The 14,855-nt window shown below is 71.3% G+C and carries 18 protein-coding genes; 7 read left to right on the top strand and 11 right to left on the bottom strand.

The genetic code is table 11. From position 1 onward, the window contains the following. Nucleotides 1-21: 21 nt before the first annotated feature. From mutM to DPQ65_RS04555, 4 genes are read right to left on the bottom strand one after another with little or no spacing between them, the layout of a single operon-like run. The gene (gene mutM / locus DPQ65_RS04540) at nucleotides 22-918 is read right to left on the bottom strand and encodes a bifunctional DNA-formamidopyrimidine glycosylase/DNA-(apurinic or apyrimidinic site) lyase (protein ID WP_114906164.1); all 897 of its coding nucleotides are present in this window, start codon (nucleotides 916-918) and stop codon (nucleotides 22-24) included. A 6-nt stretch (nucleotides 919-924) separates the two neighbouring features. Further along, nucleotides 925-1,737: a ribonuclease III gene (gene rnc, locus DPQ65_RS04545; RefSeq protein WP_114906165.1), complete on the bottom strand. Its 813-nt coding sequence runs from the start codon at nucleotides 1,735-1,737 to the stop codon at nucleotides 925-927. A 14-nt stretch (nucleotides 1,738-1,751) separates the two neighbouring features. Then, nucleotides 1,752-1,946 (bottom strand): 50S ribosomal protein L32, encoded by a 195-nt coding sequence (gene rpmF / locus DPQ65_RS04550; RefSeq protein WP_114906166.1) that lies wholly within the window; start codon nucleotides 1,944-1,946, stop codon nucleotides 1,752-1,754. A gap of 1 nt (nucleotide 1,947) precedes the next feature. Continuing rightward, entirely contained in the window at nucleotides 1,948-2,532 is a 585-nt protein-coding gene (locus tag DPQ65_RS04555; protein ID WP_114906167.1) for a YceD family protein, read from the bottom strand. Nucleotides 2,533-2,649: 117 nt separating this feature from the next. Here DPQ65_RS04555 and coaD point away from each other — a divergent pair, with 117 nt between their 5' ends. Both coaD and DPQ65_RS04565 read left to right on the top strand, forming a co-directional pair. After that, entirely contained in the window at nucleotides 2,650-3,126 is a 477-nt protein-coding gene (coaD, locus tag DPQ65_RS04560; protein WP_114906168.1) for a pantetheine-phosphate adenylyltransferase, read from the top strand. 3 nt (nucleotides 3,127-3,129) lie between these two features. Then, entirely contained in the window at nucleotides 3,130-3,858 is a 729-nt protein-coding gene (locus DPQ65_RS04565) for an HAD family hydrolase (RefSeq protein ID WP_114906169.1), read from the top strand. 14 nt (nucleotides 3,859-3,872) lie between these two features. Here the strand turns inward: DPQ65_RS04565 and rsmD are convergent, their stop codons facing one another. The 3 genes from rsmD to DPQ65_RS04580 are packed head-to-tail and all read right to left on the bottom strand — an operon-like array spanning nucleotide 3,873 to nucleotide 8,337. Beyond that, nucleotides 3,873-4,451 (bottom strand): 16S rRNA (guanine(966)-N(2))-methyltransferase RsmD, encoded by a 579-nt coding sequence (rsmD, locus tag DPQ65_RS04570; protein WP_114906170.1) that lies wholly within the window; start codon nucleotides 4,449-4,451, stop codon nucleotides 3,873-3,875. Further along, on the bottom strand, nucleotides 4,452-6,656 hold the full coding sequence (locus DPQ65_RS04575) for an ATP-dependent DNA helicase RecG (protein ID WP_114906171.1): 2,205 nt from the start codon (nucleotides 6,654-6,656) through the stop codon (nucleotides 4,452-4,454). It abuts the gene before it with no gap. A gap of 13 nt (nucleotides 6,657-6,669) precedes the next feature. Continuing rightward, nucleotides 6,670-8,337, bottom strand: a complete 1,668-nt coding sequence (locus DPQ65_RS04580; protein WP_114906172.1) for a DAK2 domain-containing protein — start codon at nucleotides 8,335-8,337, stop codon at nucleotides 6,670-6,672. A gap of 316 nt (nucleotides 8,338-8,653) precedes the next feature. On the opposite strand from DPQ65_RS04580, the gene rpmB reads away from it, so the two are divergent. Further along, entirely contained in the window at nucleotides 8,654-8,851 is a 198-nt protein-coding gene (rpmB, locus tag DPQ65_RS04585; RefSeq protein WP_114906173.1) for a 50S ribosomal protein L28, read from the top strand. 258 nt (nucleotides 8,852-9,109) lie between these two features. Here rpmB and thiL read toward each other — a convergent pair whose 3' ends face one another. Further along, complete coding sequence (thiL, locus tag DPQ65_RS04590; RefSeq protein WP_114906174.1) at nucleotides 9,110-10,120, bottom strand: thiamine-phosphate kinase; 1,011 nt, start codon at nucleotides 10,118-10,120, stop codon at nucleotides 9,110-9,112. Between the two features lie 91 nt (nucleotides 10,121-10,211). On the opposite strand from thiL, the gene DPQ65_RS04595 reads away from it, so the two are divergent. Together DPQ65_RS04595 and DPQ65_RS04600 are read left to right on the top strand one after the other, a co-directional pair. Beyond that, nucleotides 10,212-10,445 (top strand): Lrp/AsnC family transcriptional regulator, encoded by a 234-nt coding sequence (locus DPQ65_RS04595; RefSeq protein ID WP_114906175.1) that lies wholly within the window; start codon nucleotides 10,212-10,214, stop codon nucleotides 10,443-10,445. Between the two features lie 50 nt (nucleotides 10,446-10,495). After that, the gene (locus tag DPQ65_RS04600) at nucleotides 10,496-10,927 is read left to right on the top strand and encodes a DUF3515 family protein (protein ID WP_238146676.1); all 432 of its coding nucleotides are present in this window, start codon (nucleotides 10,496-10,498) and stop codon (nucleotides 10,925-10,927) included. Between the two features lie 64 nt (nucleotides 10,928-10,991). On the opposite strand, the gene DPQ65_RS04605 is transcribed toward DPQ65_RS04600, so the two are convergent. The 3 genes from DPQ65_RS04605 to DPQ65_RS04615 all read right to left on the bottom strand — a co-directional run bounded on the left by DPQ65_RS04605 (nucleotide 10,992) and on the right by DPQ65_RS04615 (nucleotide 13,956). Next, complete coding sequence (locus tag DPQ65_RS04605; protein ID WP_114906176.1) at nucleotides 10,992-12,167, bottom strand: D-alanine--D-alanine ligase family protein; 1,176 nt, start codon at nucleotides 12,165-12,167, stop codon at nucleotides 10,992-10,994. A 65-nt stretch (nucleotides 12,168-12,232) separates the two neighbouring features. Further along, nucleotides 12,233-13,234: an NAD(P)H-dependent glycerol-3-phosphate dehydrogenase gene (locus DPQ65_RS04610; protein ID WP_114906220.1), complete on the bottom strand. Its 1,002-nt coding sequence runs from the start codon at nucleotides 13,232-13,234 to the stop codon at nucleotides 12,233-12,235. After that, nucleotides 13,231-13,956, bottom strand: a complete 726-nt coding sequence (locus DPQ65_RS04615; protein ID WP_238146677.1) for a lysophospholipid acyltransferase family protein — start codon at nucleotides 13,954-13,956, stop codon at nucleotides 13,231-13,233. The genes DPQ65_RS04610 and DPQ65_RS04615 overlap by 4 nt, the downstream gene beginning before the upstream one ends. A gap of 63 nt (nucleotides 13,957-14,019) precedes the next feature. Between DPQ65_RS04615 and cofC the strand changes: the two genes are divergently transcribed. Then, entirely contained in the window at nucleotides 14,020-14,646 is a 627-nt protein-coding gene (gene cofC / locus DPQ65_RS04620) for a 2-phospho-L-lactate guanylyltransferase (protein ID WP_114906177.1), read from the top strand. Nucleotides 14,647-14,667: 21 nt separating this feature from the next. Further along, nucleotides 14,668-14,855: hypothetical protein (locus DPQ65_RS16035; protein WP_238146678.1), on the top strand; the 188-nt coding region annotated here is incomplete at its 3' end.

Below are 14,855 nucleotides of genomic sequence, written 5' to 3' on the forward strand. Positions count from 1 at the left end.
GGTCAGTGTAGGGAGCCGCGCTCACCTGCGCGGGGTCCGTGGGCGGGGTTGGCACCGCGGGCAGTAGTGCGAGGACCGGTTCATGAAGGCCTCGCGCCGGATGGGCGTGCCGCACCGGTCGCACGGCTGCCCTGCGCGGCCGTAGGCGTGCAGGGACCGGTCGAAGTAGCCGCTGGCGCCGTTGACATTGACATAGAGGGAGTCGAAGCTCGTGCCGCCCTGCCCCAGCGCCTCGCGCATCACCTCGGTGGCGTGGTCGAGGACGCGCCCGAGCGACGGCTTGGTCAGGGCGGAGGTCTCCCGCAGCGGGTTCACCCGCGCCCGCCAGAGCGCCTCGTCGGCATAGATGTTGCCGACGCCACTGATCAGCCCCTGGTCCAGGAGGGCCCGTTTGACGGCCGTATGCCGACGCTTGAGCGCGCGGACCACCGCCGGTTGGTCGTAGGCCGGCTCGAGCGGGTCGGGGGCGATGTGCTCGACGGGGACCGGGAGGCCGTGCCGGTGGCTGTTGTGGGGGCTCAGGTCCGGCACGAGCGGGGTGAGTGCCAGGCCACCGAAGGTGCGCTGGTCGACGAAGCGGAGCTGTGGGCCGTCGTCGGCGAAGTCGAAGGTGGCGTGCAGGTGCTTCTCGCGTGGTGCCTCGGGGCGTTCGACCAGGAGCTGTCCGCTCATCCCGAGGTGGATCACGAGCGCGTGCGGGTCGTCATGTGGCGACTGGACGACGAGCCAGAGGTACTTCCCACGGCGGTCAGCCGTCAGCACCCGTGCCCCGGCGAGCCGGGCGGCCAGGTCGGCGGGCCCGGCCTCGTGACGGCGGGCGACGCGGGCACCGGTGATGGTGGCGGCGGCGATGTCTCGCCCGACGACGTGGTCGGCCAGCCCGCGTCGGACGACCTCGACCTCCGGGAGCTCCGGCACGGCTGGTCAGTCGCTGGGGGTCTGGGTGGGTGGCGCGGACCGGGCGGACTGCTCGGTCTCCACGTCCTCGACCACTGTCGCCCGCTCGGTGAGCAGCTTCCAGGCGGCCTCTGCGGCCTTCTGCTCAGCCGCCTTCTTGCTGCGCCCCACACCGGTCCCGAGTGCCTCGTCGTTGACGACGGCAGTCGCAGTGAACACCTTGTCGTGGTCGGGACCGTCCTCGGCGATGTGGTAGTTCGGCGAGGTGGGGGTCTCGGTGGAGACGAGCTCCTGAAGGCTCGTCTTCCAGTCCAGGGCGGCCCCCAGGTTGGCGGTGTGCTCCATGAGCGGGTCCAGCAGGTGGTGGACGAAGGTGTCAGCCGCTGCCAGACCGACGGAGACATAGACGCAGCCGATCACCGCCTCGGTGGTGTCGGCCAGGATCGAGGCCTTGTCCCGCCCGCCGGTGGACTCCTCGCCACGACCGAGCAGGACGTAGTCACCCAGACCCATGGTGCGGGCGACGTCCGCGAGCGCGCGGGAGTTCACGACGGCCGCGCGCAGCTTGGCCAGCTGTCCCTCGGGGAGGTCCGGGTGCCGGCTGTAGAGGGTGTCGGTGACGACCAGGCCCAGCACCGAGTCGCCCAGGAACTCCAGGCGCTCGTTGTGCGGCACGTTGCCGTTCTCGTAGGCATAGGAACGGTGCGTGATGGCACGGCGAAGCAGCGCCTCGTCGCAGGCCTGCCCGACCACCTCAGCGAGGTAGTCGCGCAGGTCTGCGAGGGGGCGCTGCTCGGAGGCGGCAGAGCCGTCCGAGCTGGAGCCGGAGCCCGACGTCATCCTGACGGGGGACTTCAGCCCTGGTGCTCGGTGCGCTCTGCGGCGTCGTAGTGACGCCCCGCGTAGGTGCCGCAGGACGGGCACGCCATGTGGGGCTGCTTGAGCTCCTTGCACTGCGGGCAGGTGCTCACCGCGACCGGTGACGCCTTCCAGTTGGCGCGGCGCGAACGGGTGTTGGAGCGGGACATCTTCCGCTTCGGGACAGCCACGTCAGTTCCTCTTCTTCTCGTCGTCGGTGCCCGGGTGGGCCAGGTCGGCGAGAGCCGACCACCGTGGGTCAATCACGTCATGGTGGTGCTCCGGGTCGTCCGCCAGGCGTGCTCCGCACTCGGAGCACAGACCCGGACAGTCGTCCCGGCACACCGGCTGGAACGGCAGGGCGGTCACCACTGCGTCCCGAACCAGTTCCTCGAGGTCCATCTGATCGTCCTCGAGCTCGTGCACATCGTCCTGCTCGTCCTCGCCGGCCGCCACCTGCTGGTGGTGGGCCGCACGGTCGGGGTAGGCGAACAGCTCCTGGAAGGTGACCTCGACCGGAATCTCGAGGTCGTCCAGGCACCGCACGCACACCCCGGTCGCAGTAGCCCCGACCGATCCAGTGGCCAGGACACCCTCCATCACGGACTCCATGCGCAGCTCAAGCTCGACCGGGTCCCCGGCCTTGATTGCGATGACGTCCGTGCCGATCTGGTCCGGAGCCGTCACGACCCGAGAGGTCTCCTTCATAGCGCCCGCCCGGCGGACGAGCTCCCGGGTGTCGAAGACCCAGGGGCTCGCGGCGTCCTGCGTTGCCATGTCGTCCCTCGCGTGTCGTGTGGATCGGTCTGGACCCACGCAGGGACACAGACCGACACACTAGGTTAGCGGAGCGGCCCACGGCCCAACAAATCAGCGGGCCGGTAGGTTGGCGCCATGACTCGCTGCCTCTGCCCCGGATCCTACGACCCGGTCACCAACGGGCACCTGGACATCATCGTGCGCGCCGCTGCACTCTACGACGACGTCGTCGTCGGCGTGCTGCACAACCCGTCCAAACGTGGCCGTTTCCCTGTCGAGCAACGTCTGGAGTTCATCCGGGAGGCGATCCCGGAGGGGCTGTCTGTGCGGGTCGAGGCGTTTGGGGGGCAGCTGCTGGTCGACATCGCTCGGGAGCTCGGAGCCACGGCGATCGTCAAGGGCCTGCGTGGCGGCACCGACTTTGCCTACGAACTGCCGATGGCCCTGATGAACCGGCACCTCACGGGGGTGGAGACGGTCTTCCTGCCCGGGGACCCTGCTCTGGAGCACGTCTCCAGCTCTCTGGTCTCCGAGGTCGCCACCTATGGCGGGGACGTCACCGGTCTCGTCCCGGACCACGTGCGGGACGCGCTCATCGCCCGCCGCCGCTGACCCGTGGTCGACACCGAGGCTGGCGCCGCCGGGCCGGGACCGACGGGTCCGCCTCCGATCACGGCCGTCCTGTTCGACTTCCACCAGACGCTGGTGCACAGCGGGGACGCGGCTGCCTGGCTGGCGGCCGGCTGGACTGCGTGCGGACGCGGCGCAGATCCCCTCACCGGCCTGGGCAGCGGGCCCGCCTCCGCTGCGGCCGCCTTCCTGGACCGAGTCTGGGAGCACGCCCAAGAGATCGACCCCGACAGCTCACGCGACGAGAGTCCGGAGCGGCACCGGTCGGTCTTCCTGGCGACAGCGGCCCGCTGCCCGAGCCTGGACGCCGACCTTGCGGAGGCGCTCTACGAGGCCATGCCCCGGCGCTGGGAGGCATATGCCGACACCGTCCCGGTGCTCACGGCTCTCCGTCAGCGGGGTGTGCGCACCGCGGTCGTCTCCAATGTCGGTTTCGATCTCCGACCGATCATCGAGCGCAGTGGCATGGACGTGGACGCCGTCGTGCTGTCCTACGAGGTCGGCAGTGTGAAGCCCGACGCCGGGATCTTCACCCGCGCTCTGGAGCTCCTGGGAGCGGCACCGCAGGAGGCACTCATGGTCGGCGACAGCTGGCGGGACGACTCCGGCGCCGCCGCGCTCGGCATCCGCACCCTCCTGCTCCCCCGTACGTCCGGGACGGTCCACGGCCTGGAATCCGTGCTGCGCCTGGTCGGATCGTCGCAGGGGCGCTGAACGGTGCCCTCGTCTCAGACGTCCTCGGTCTGGACGTCGGGCTCCAGGTAGTGCACGACCGTCTCGCCGTAGCGGCGTGGCCCCATGGCCCTCAGCCCGTCGGGCAGGGTCGGGTCCGGTGAGCGGGCGCCGCGCTCGATGAGGACCAGGGCCTGAGGCGTCAGCCAGCCGTGGCTCACCAGCAACCCGAGCGTGTTGGTCAGCTCCTCCTCGGGGAGCGGATAGGGCGGGTCGAGCAGCACGAGGTCGAACGGCTCCGCCGGGCCGCGCTGCAGCACCCGGTCGACTGTCTCGGCCCGCACCTGGGCTGTGTCCTGCAGGCCGAGCTGCCCGACATTGGCCTCGATCAGTCGTGCCGTCCGGCGGTGGGACTCGACGAGGACGACCGCACCAGCTCCGCGGCTCGCTGCCTCGAGCCCGAGGGCGCCGGATCCGGCATACAGATCCAGCACCCGCGCCCCGTCGAGATCCAAGAGCGACTCGACCCGTGAGAACAGCGCCTCCCGGACCCGGTCGGTGGTGGGTCGGGTGTCGACACCTGGTGGCGCGCTCAGACGCCGGCCGCCGAGTCGCCCGGCAATGATCCTGGTCACTCAGCCACGCTCCAGGAAGGCGGCGCGTTCGGCGTCGAGCCGCGCCAGCTCGGCGCGCAGCTCCGGGTGGTCGGTGAGGTCGGGGTCGGCGCCGACCAGGTGCCAGGCGTCCTCGTGGGCCGCGGTGATGAGGTCCTCATCACGGGTCAGCTTGAGCAGCCGCAGACTGCTGCGCGCACCGGACTGGGAGGCACCCAGCACGTCCCCCTCCCGACGCTGGGCCAGGTCCAGGCGGGCCAGCTCGAAGCCGTCCGTCGTGGAGGCCACGGCCTCAAGTCGCTCCAGGCTCTGACTCTCGGCAGCCTGACTCATCAGCAGGCACAGCCCGGGCTTGGACCCGCGACCGATCCGGCCGCGCAACTGGTGCAGCTGGGAGATCCCGAACCGGTCGGCATCGATGATGACCATCTGGGTGGCGTTGGGCACGTCGACCCCCACTTCGATCACGGTGGTGGCGACGAGGACGTCGATCTCGCCGGCAGCAAAGGCGCGCATCGTGGCGTCCTTGTCCTCGGCCGGCTGACGACCGTGGAGTATGCCGACCCGCAGCCCCGCGGTCGCCGGCAGCTCCTGCAGGGCGCGTTCCACCTGCAGCACGCCGTGCAGGGAGCCACCCTCCTCGTCCGCATCGTCCTGCTGGATCACGATCGGCCCGCCGGGCCCGAGGTCGGCGGCACCGGGCAGATCGGGGTCGTCCTCCTGACCGATCCGCGGGCAGACGACATAGACCTGACCTCCCCGGGCGACCTCCTCGGCGACTCGCTCCCAGGTGCGCTGCACCCACGACGGTTGGTCACCGCGCACCACGTGCGTGGTGATCGGCTGCCGTCCGCGGGGCACCTCGGTCATGGTCGAGGTCTCCATATCACCGAAGACGGTCATCGCGACGGTGCGCGGGATGGGGGTGGCCGTCATGACCAGGGTGTGCGGTGAGGCTCCCTCAACCTTGGCGCGCAGCGCATCCCGCTGCTCCACCCCGAAGCGGTGTTGCTCGTCGACGACGACGAGGCCGAGCTCGGCGAACTGCACGTGCTCCTGGATCAGGGCGTGAGTGCCGACGACGATGCCGGCCTCCCCGGAGGCTGCCATCAGCAGGTTGCTGCGCCGCTCGGCCGCGGGCTGGCTGCCGGTGAGCAGGGCGACCCGGGTCCCGTCGGTGGATCCGCCCAGCAGGCCGGCCTCGGCCAGCGGTCCGAGCATGGCGGTGATCGAGCGGTGGTGCTGCAGCGCGAGCACCTCCGTGGGCGCCAGCAGGGCGGCCTGGCCCCCCGTATCGATGACGCTCAGCATCGCCAGGAGCGCGACGACCGTCTTGCCCGAGCCCACCTCGCCCTGGAGCAACCGGTGCATCGGACGGGTGCGGGCCAGGTCCCCGGTGATCTCGGCGAGCACCTGCTCCTGACCCTGGGTGAGCTGGAAGGGCAACCGCTCCCGGAACTGGTCGGCCAGGCCGCCGCTGGTCGCCACCCGAGAGGTCGCTGGCACGGCATCCGAGGAGTGGCGCATCACGGCGAGTGCCGCCTGCAGGACGAAGGCCTCCTGAAACTTCATCCGCCAGCGGGCCTTGCGTTCCTCCTGGGTGCTGCGGGGCTGGTGCACCATCGTCAGGGCGTTGCTCAGCGGCGGCAGGCCGCGCTTGGCGCGGACCTCGACGGGAATCGGGTCGGGCATCTCGGCCACCGCGTGCAGCACCAGGTCGACGGCGGCGGCGACCTTCATCGAGGTCATCTTCGGGACCTGGCGATAGACCGGGATCGGCCCCTCGCCGAAGGCGCTCCCGGCCTCCGCCCCGGCGCCGAGCACCTCATACTCCGGATGGGTGAGCTGTCGCTTGCCGCCGTAGTGGCTGACGGTGCCGCTCACCAGGACGCGGCGCCCCGGCACGAGGGCCTTCTCGTGGCCCCAGGCGGAGAAGAAGGTGAGCTCCAGGGCGTTGCCGAGACCGTCCTGGATCGTGGCGATAAGCATGCTGCCACGCCGCTGCCGCATCCTGCGGGTGACGGCGTGCCGGACGTCGGCCAGCACCACGACGGTGTCCCCCTCGACCAGGGTCGAGAAGTCCGTCGGCCTGGTCGGGTCCAGGTAGTCGCGGGGATAGAACTCCAGCAGGTCCCGCACCGTGACCAGGTCCTTCTTGGCCAGGTTGGTGGCGGCCTTGGCCACGATCGTGCGCAGGTTGGTGTCCAGGGTCGTCCGCTCGGCCATCAGTCTCCCGTCCTCACTCCGCGCCCAGCAGCCACGGATAGCCCGGCTGCCCCCCGTCGACCCAGGCGACCTCGATCTCCGGGTGGGCTCGCTCGAGAGCACCGACCACGTGCTCCATCCCCGTCCGTTCGTCCGGACCGACATCGGCCCCGGCAACCACGGTCAACAGCTCGGTCTGGTCGGTCACCAGCCGGGCCAGCAGGCGGGTGGCCGCCCGGCGGGGGTCGTCGTCGATGACCACGATCTGGCCGTCCAGCAGCCCCAGGGACTGCCCGGCCCGACACGGTCCGGCCCCGGTCTGGGCATCCCGCGAGGCGACCGTGAGCTCGGCGTGCAGCGTCGCCCCCGCGGCCTCGGCCATCGCGGCCCTCGCACTGAACAGGTCCGCCGCCGGATCGAGCACCGCCAGCGCCGCCAGCCCCTGGACCGCCGCCCGGCTGGGCACCACCTCGACGACCAGACCGTCCTCGCGCGCTGCAGCGGCCGCCGCCTCCGCTGCCATCAGCACATCGTCATCATTAGGCAGGACCACCGCCGCCTCGGCTCCCACGGCCCAGATCGCATTGAGCAGCTGTCCCGTCGAGGCTCGTGCGCCTGCTGCGGAGCGCACGACGGTCGCCCCGGACTGTTCAAAGAGCCGAACCAGGCCGTCGCCGCCGGCACAGGCAACCACCCCGACAGCGGCGCGCGGGTGCAGTGCGGGAGCGTGCGGCATACCGCCCGTCCTGACCAGGGTCTCGATGGTGACCTGGTGCACGTGGCCGGCCATCGCTCCAGCCTCCACGGCGACCTGTGGCTCGTCCAGGTGGACGTGCACCCGCCATTCCTCCGGCCCACCGACGACCAGGACCGAGTTGCCGACCTGCTCCAGGTGCGCTCGCAGGTGACCCACGCTGGCCTCGTCGGAGGCACTGAGGAGGAACATCACCTCATAGGCCCCCTCCCCGTCGTCGCCGCACTCGACCGGTGGCAGGACGGCGCCGCCCCGGAACCACGGGCTCGAGCCTGCATCTGCCTCGACCCGGCCGTCGGTCAGCACCCGCAGCAGGGCCTCCAGGACGATGACCAGTCCGGCTCCCCCGGCATCCACCACACCGGCCCGTGCGAGGGCCGGCAACTGGGTGGGAGTGTGCTCCAGTGCGCGGCGAGCTGCCTCGAGAGCGGCCGCGCTGACGTCGGCCGGGGTGGCCTCCTGATCGGCTGCCGCCTCGCGGGCTGCCGCGGCGGCGGCGCGGGAGACCGACAGGATGGTGCCCTCCACGGGCGAGGAGACCCCGGCCCAGGCGAGCTGGTCGGCGCGGGTGAACGCCTCAGCGAGCAGATCGGCCCCGAGGTCGTCCGCTGTGGCATCGACCGCGGCAGCGGCCTCGTGCAGGCCGCGTGCAAGCTGGCTCAGGATCACCCCGGAGTTGCCGCGGGCCGACAGCAGCATGCCGCGAGCCAGGAGTGCCAGGCCCTGCGTGAGACTGATGTCTGCGCCGGCGACGTCGTGGTGCCCTCGCAGGACGTCGAGCGCGCCGTCGAAGGTGAGGAACATGTTGGTCCCCGTGTCGCCGTCGGGCACGGGAAAGACATTGAGCGCGTCGATCTTGGCTCGGGCATCAGCCAGGCCCGCGCGAGCTGCCAGGGCCCAGCGGCGCGCGGCAGCCAGGTCCAGCGGGAGCGCGGTCGGGGTGCTCACGGGTCACCTGCCTTGATCTGCTCGCGTGCGGACCGGACTCGCTCGGTCCTGGTTGTGGGGGGCACCCGCAGGTTATCGCCCGGGGCGGACCTGCCATCGCAGCCGTCCACACCCGCGTGCGCCGTGGCCGGGCAGGCCACGGCCGACTAGTCTGGGCAGGGCCGGGCATCACCGGCGTTCGTGGCGCTGGGCCGTTTTGGCGCGTGCGCCCGACGTCGGCTACGCTAGGCCGGTTCCCGAAAGACTTCGCGGCGCTCCAGTGTGCGTTGTGGCGGTCGGGGACGCGCCGATCCACCATTCGACCTCAGGAGACACCGTGGCTGCCACTTGCGACGTCTGCGGCAAGGGACCGAGCTTCGGTCACAGCATCTCGCACTCCCACCGCCGCACCAAGCGCCGTTGGAACCCGAACATCCAGCGTGTGCGGGCCCTCGTCGGACCCAAGGGTGTGACCCCCAAGCGCGTCAACGTGTGCACCTCCTGCCTGAAGGCGGGCAAGGTCACCACGCGCTGACACCCCGCGGTCGCAGACCGCGTCGACAAGCCGGACTCCCCTGTGGAGGCCGGCTTTTGTCATCCCCGCGGCTACCGAAGCCTGACCAGGGGAAGCGCCGACCGGCAGGTCCACTCTACCCTGAAGCCCGAACCCGCCGGGCAAGGTCAGCTGACATCCAGGTGCCCACGCGCTCGGTCGCCTGACATCCCAGGTGCCCACGCGCCCGGTCGGGAGAATATCCAGGTGCCCACGCGCTCGGTCGGCATGCGGGAGGTGTTAGCCGCCGAAGTGGTCCCAGCCGCCTCCGGCGGCGCGCTCCCCCCGCCACCAGACCCCCGGTCCTGGGCCACCTGCCGCTGCGGTGCTCCCGATGACCGTCCAACCAGCCGGGGCCCCACCGGCTGGGAAGGTCGCGAGCAGAGAGTGCTCCTCCCCTCCTGTCAGCACACAGTCCACCGCAGTGGTCTCGCCAAGCACAGGCTCGAACTCTGCCGCAAGACGAGTGATGGCCTGCTCGTCCAGGTCCAGCCGCAGCGAGCTTGCCTCGGCGATCCGGCCGCCGTCCCGGACCAGACCGTCAGACACGTCAATCATCGCCGTCGCTCCGGCTGCCGCTGCGAGCGGTCCCTGGCTCAGGTCCGGGTCGGGGCGGCAGTGGTAGGCGACCCACCCGGAGGCGACCTCGGCAGACTCCTGGGGCGGCCACCACCCGGCGTCACTGCGCCGCAGCAGCTCCAGCCCGGCGGCGGACCGTCCGAGCGACCCGGAGACCGCGACCTCCTGACCGGGCGCCGCTCCCGAGCGCAGCACGGCCGCGCCGCCGGGCAGTTCACCCAGGGCAGTGATCGAGACCATCACGGTCCCGTCGGAGGAGGACAGGTCGCCCCCGATCACCGGGACGCCCCACGAGTCGGCGACCGATGCAATCCCCGCCGTGAGGTCCCGCGCCCACTGTGCAGCCAGCGTGCCCGGCGCGACGAGCGTGACGAGCAGACCGGTGCCTGCACCACCCATCGCCGCTAGATCGGCGAGGTTCTGCACGACGACCTTGGCCCCGACGTCCTCGGCGGAGGACCACTCATCGAGCCAGTCCCGGCCGCGCACCATGGTGTCGGTCGTCGCCAGGACGGGGCCGGAGGTGGCCAGCAGGGCGGTGTCGTCACCGGGCCCCACCAGCACCGCGTCCGAGGTGCGCAGCAGCGCGAAGATGTCCCCCAGGATCCCGGCCTCGCCGAGCTCCCCAAGGGTCGCCGAGCCCTCAGCAGAACCCTCTGCCGCAGCCGACATGCCAGGCCTCCTCCCGCGTCGCGTCCCTGCACGGTAGCGTCTGCAGGACGGTGGGCTGTGCAGCGGCCCGCACCAGGCAACAGGAGGCGACATGGTCCAGGCGTACATCCTCATCCAGACCGAGGTCGGCAAGTCGGGTGTCGTCTCACGCACCGTGGGCCAGCTCCCCGGTGTGGTGACGTCCGAGGACGTGACCGGGCCCTACGACGTGATCGCTCGCGTCGAGGCCCCGAGCGTGGATGACCTTGGGCGACAGGTGATCTCGCAGATCCAGGAGGTCCCGCACATCACCCGCACCACGACCTGCACGGTGGTCCACCTCTGACCCCGCGGACCGACACCCGGGCCCCCGCCCGGGCGAGCCGGGTCGGTGCGGTGGGCCTCGGCATACTCCTGGTCCTCCTGTTCCTCAGCGCCTGCTCCTCTGCCGTCAAGGTGGCTCCTTTCGAGGGTGCCGAGACCCCGGAGTGTCACGCGGTGGGCGCTCTGTGGCCGAGCACGGTGGGCGACGCCCAGTGGCGCGAGACCGCCGTTGACTCGGTGACCGTCGCGGCCTGGGGGGACCCCGCAATCATCGCCCGGTGCGGCGCGGTGCCTCCCGGACCGACCGAGGACCTGTGCATCGACAGCGCCGGCGTGGACTGGATCGTCGAGGAGCTCGAGGATGGCACCTCCTTCACGACCTATGGCCGCAGCCCGGCCATCCAGGTGCTGGTGCCTGATGCCTACTCCACCCCTCCCCTGCTCCTGCCGGCATTCGGCCCCGCGGCGGAGACCATCGAGCAGGGCTCCAACCGCTGCTCGTGAGCGTGCTGCAGCTGCGCCAGCCCACCAGCCACCAGAGGGCCGAGGCGGTCGGCGGGACCCGGACTCAGCGCAGACCGGTGCGCCGCTCCAGGGCGAGGGTGATCAGCTCGTCGATGAGTTCGGGATAGTTCACCCCGGAGGCGGCCCAGACCTGGGGGTACATCGAGAACGGCGTGAATCCGGGCATGGTGTTGATCTCGTTGAGCAGCACGTCGCCGGTCTCGGTCAGGAAGCAGTCGACGCGCGAGATCCCCTCGCAGCCGGCGGCCTCGAACGCGATCGCCGCGATGCGCTGGATCTCCTCGCGCACCTGGTCCGACACCTCCGCGGGGCTGGAGATGACCACACCGGCCTCATCGAGATACTTCGCCTCGAAGTCATAGAAGGCGTGCGCGCCGCCGACCACGATCTCGCCGACCTCGCTGACCCGCGGCGGCTGGCTGCCGTGACCGCCCAGCACCCCGACCTCCAGCTCGCGACCGACCACCCCCGCCTCGACGAGCACCTTCGGGTCGTGCTGCCGGGCCGCCTCGACCGCGGCCTCCAGGTCGGCCGGATCCTCCACCTTCGTGATCCCGACCGAGGAGCCGGCGCGGGCAGGCTTGACGAAGACGGGGAACTGCAGGGCGTGGACCGCGTCCAGGGCGGCGGCCCGGTCACGCTGCCACTGCCGGTCGGTGATCACGGTGTAGGGCCCGACGGGGAGGCCGGCGCTGGTGAAGACCGTCTTCATGAAGGCCTTGTCCATCATGGCAGCCGAGGCCAGCACGCCGCAGCCGACATAGCGGATGTCAGCAAGCTCCAACAAGCCCTGGATCGTGCCGTCCTCACCGAACGGGCCGTGCAGCAGCGGGAAGACGACGTCCACCTCGGAGAGGACCCGCGGCACCTGTCCCGGCTCCGAGACGGTCACGGTGTTGCTCCCGGCCCCCAGCGGCAGGACGACCGTGCTGGCACTGTCGGGCACCTCGGGCAACCGGCCGGCGGTGATCTCCAGCGCGGTGGGGTCGTCCGCGACCTGCACCCACCGCCCCTCCCGGGTGATGCCGATCGGCACCACGTCGTAACGGTCCCGGTCGATGGCCCGCAGCACACTGGCGGCGGTGGCACAGGAGATCGCGTGTTCGGCCGAGCGGCCGCCGAAGACCAGGGCGACGGTGACCCGTCCGGAACCGGCCGTGGGCACGGTCTGAGCATCGGAGCGGTGGTCGGTCGGGGGTGCGGGCTGGGTCTCGTCCATCGCGGGTGAGCCTAATCGGTGGGAGCGGCAACTCCGGGGAACAGGAGCGGGTGTCCGGTGGGAAGTCAGTGACGCTCGTGCTTGTGCGGCCGGGCCATCAGCTGGTCGCCCAGCTCGCGCACGTCCATCGCATGCTCGACCACCGCCGTGACCCCGGCGCAGATCGGCATATCCACCCCGTGGACGGCCGCCAGGTCCCGGATCGAGCGGCAGGACTTGACGCCCTCCGCGGTCTGGCTGGTGATCGCCACGACCTCCTCCACCGACATCCCCTTGCCCAGGTTGACGCCGAAGGAGTGGTTGCGCGACAGCGGCGACATGCAGGTGGCGATGAGGTCGCCGACACCGGCCAGCCCCATCAGGGTTGCCGGGTCGGCGCCGAGGGCGGCTCCGAGCCGGGCCGTCTCCGCCAGCCCCCGGGTGATGATCGTGGCCTTGGTGTTGTCGCCGTAGCCCAGCCCCTCGGCCATGCCGACAGCGAGGGCGATGACATTCTTGACGGCACCTCCGAGCTCGGCCCCGACCACATCGGTCTGGGTGTAGGGGCGGAAGTAGCTGTTGGCGCACGCTCCGGCGACCTGCTCGGCGGTGTCGAGGGCACGGCAGGCCACCACGGCGGCCGCGGGCTGCTTGTCGGCGATCTCCCGGGAGAGGTTGGGGCCGGAGACGACCACGACCTGGTCAGCGGGCACCCCGCCCGCCTCGTGGATGACCTCGCTCATGCGCAGGCCGGTGCCCAGCTCGATGCCCTTCATCAGGGAGACCACAGGCACTCCGGTCGGCAGGTGGTGCCCCCACTCGGCGAGATTCGCCCGCAGCACCTGCGAGGGGATCGCCAGGACGATCAGATCCGCACCGCGTGCCGCAACCGCAGGGTCGGCCGTGGCCGTGATCGACTCGGGCAGAACGAGATCCGGCAGGTAGGCCGAGTTGACTCGGTCGGCGTTGATCGCCTCGGCCACCTCCTGCCGGCGGGCGTGCAGCACCGCCTCGCCGCCAGCGTCGGCGAGCACGGCCGCGAAGGCCGTGCCCCAGGAGCCGCTGCCGAAGACCGCCGTGCGCGTCACGGCCGCGACTTCCCGTCCCACACGAAACGTTCCGTGGGCGGCTCCTCGTTGCGGATCTGCGCCAGCACCTCGGTCACCGCTGCCATGATCCGCTCCGTGGCCTGCGTCGCGGCGGCGGAGTCAGTGCGACCGACCAGGTCGGACAGCTCGACTGGCGCGCCGGCACGCACGTGCATCGCGTGCCGGGAGAAGAGCCCCTTGGGCCGGCGGGCGTAGGGCGGCAGGAGGTTCTGAGCGCCCCACTGGGCGATGGGGATCACTGGCGCCCCTGTCATCAGCGCCAGACGTCCGACGCCGTTCTTGGCCCGCATCGGCCACAGCCCCGGGTCCCGGGTCAGGGTGCCCTCGGGCATGATCACGACGCAGTCACCACCCTCGATGGCGGCCGCTGCGTCCCGCAGGGACTCGGAGGCCTGTCGCGTCCCACGGTAGACCGGCACCTGACCCAGGCTGTGCAGCGCCCGGCCCAGCACCGGGATGTCGAACAGTCCCGACTTCGCCAGGAAGCGCGGCGCCCATCCGTGGTTGACCAGGTAGTGCGCCACCATGAACGGGTCGATCTCCGAGAGGTGGTTGCCGGCCACGAGGAAGCCCCCGGTCTCGGGGAGGTTCTCGCCCCCGCTCCACTCCTGTCGGGTCATCCGGGCCAGCACCGGACGCAGCGTGGCGATCACCCCCCGGTAGGCCAGCGGGGTCTGCGTGCGAAGCGGCTGTGGTTCCACGGGCACATCTTGTCACCCTCGGCCGTCGCCGGTGTCCTGGCCGGCCCACGGCATACTGAGGTCGTGCCCGAACGAGTCCGCTGGCGCCTGGTGGTGCCGGTCAAGGAGGCCAGGATCGCCAAGAGCCGCCTACAGCCGCCCGCCCCGCTGTCCCGGCCCGAGCTCGCCAGGGCGATCGCCCTGGACACCCTGGAGGCCGTATGCCGAGGGCTGGCTCCCGTGGATGTGGTCACCGTGACCTCTGATGAGCACATCCGGGGTGCTGCCGAGAGCCTCGGCTGCCAGGTGGTGACCGACCCTGGCACGGGCCTCAACGACGCGATCCTCGCTGGGCTGCAGGTGGCCGCGGCGCCCAAAGCCGCCGTGGCGGTCCTGCTCGGGGACCTGCCGGCACTGCGCCCCGAGGACCTGCTGGCCGGGCTCTCCGCCTGCGCACGGCACGAGCGGGCGGTCGTTCCGGACCGGAACGGCAGCGGCACGGTCCTGCTCACCGCGCGCCCCGGCGCGCCCCTGGTCCCCAGCTTTGGCAACGGCTCGGCAGCGCGGCACGCCCAGCGCGCCGAGCTCCTGCCCCTCGACCTTCCACGGCTGCGCCAGGACGTCGACGACCTGGCTGACCTGACGGCCGCGGCCCAACTGGGCGTGGGTCCGCACACGGCGCGGGTGCTGGCGCTCGCGGCCGCCGACTAGTGGCGTGTCGCGGCTCATGTGATGGGTTTGATTGGTCTGTTCTGGTTGCTGCTCGACCAGATGAGTCGCTTTCCTGCCACGGCCGATGGACTCGCTGATGTCCGCGTGATCGCGCAGCCACCCACCCGCCGCCTCAGTCACTCTGGTTACTCCAGTCACAGCCGAGGCGGGCACGTGCCCGAGGACTACCCAGTCGCGCGGCGCGACGT

This window comes from Ornithinimicrobium murale, assembly GCF_003352835.1.
GTDB classification, from domain to species: Bacteria; Actinomycetota; Actinomycetes; order Actinomycetales; family Dermatophilaceae; genus Ornithinicoccus; species Ornithinicoccus muralis.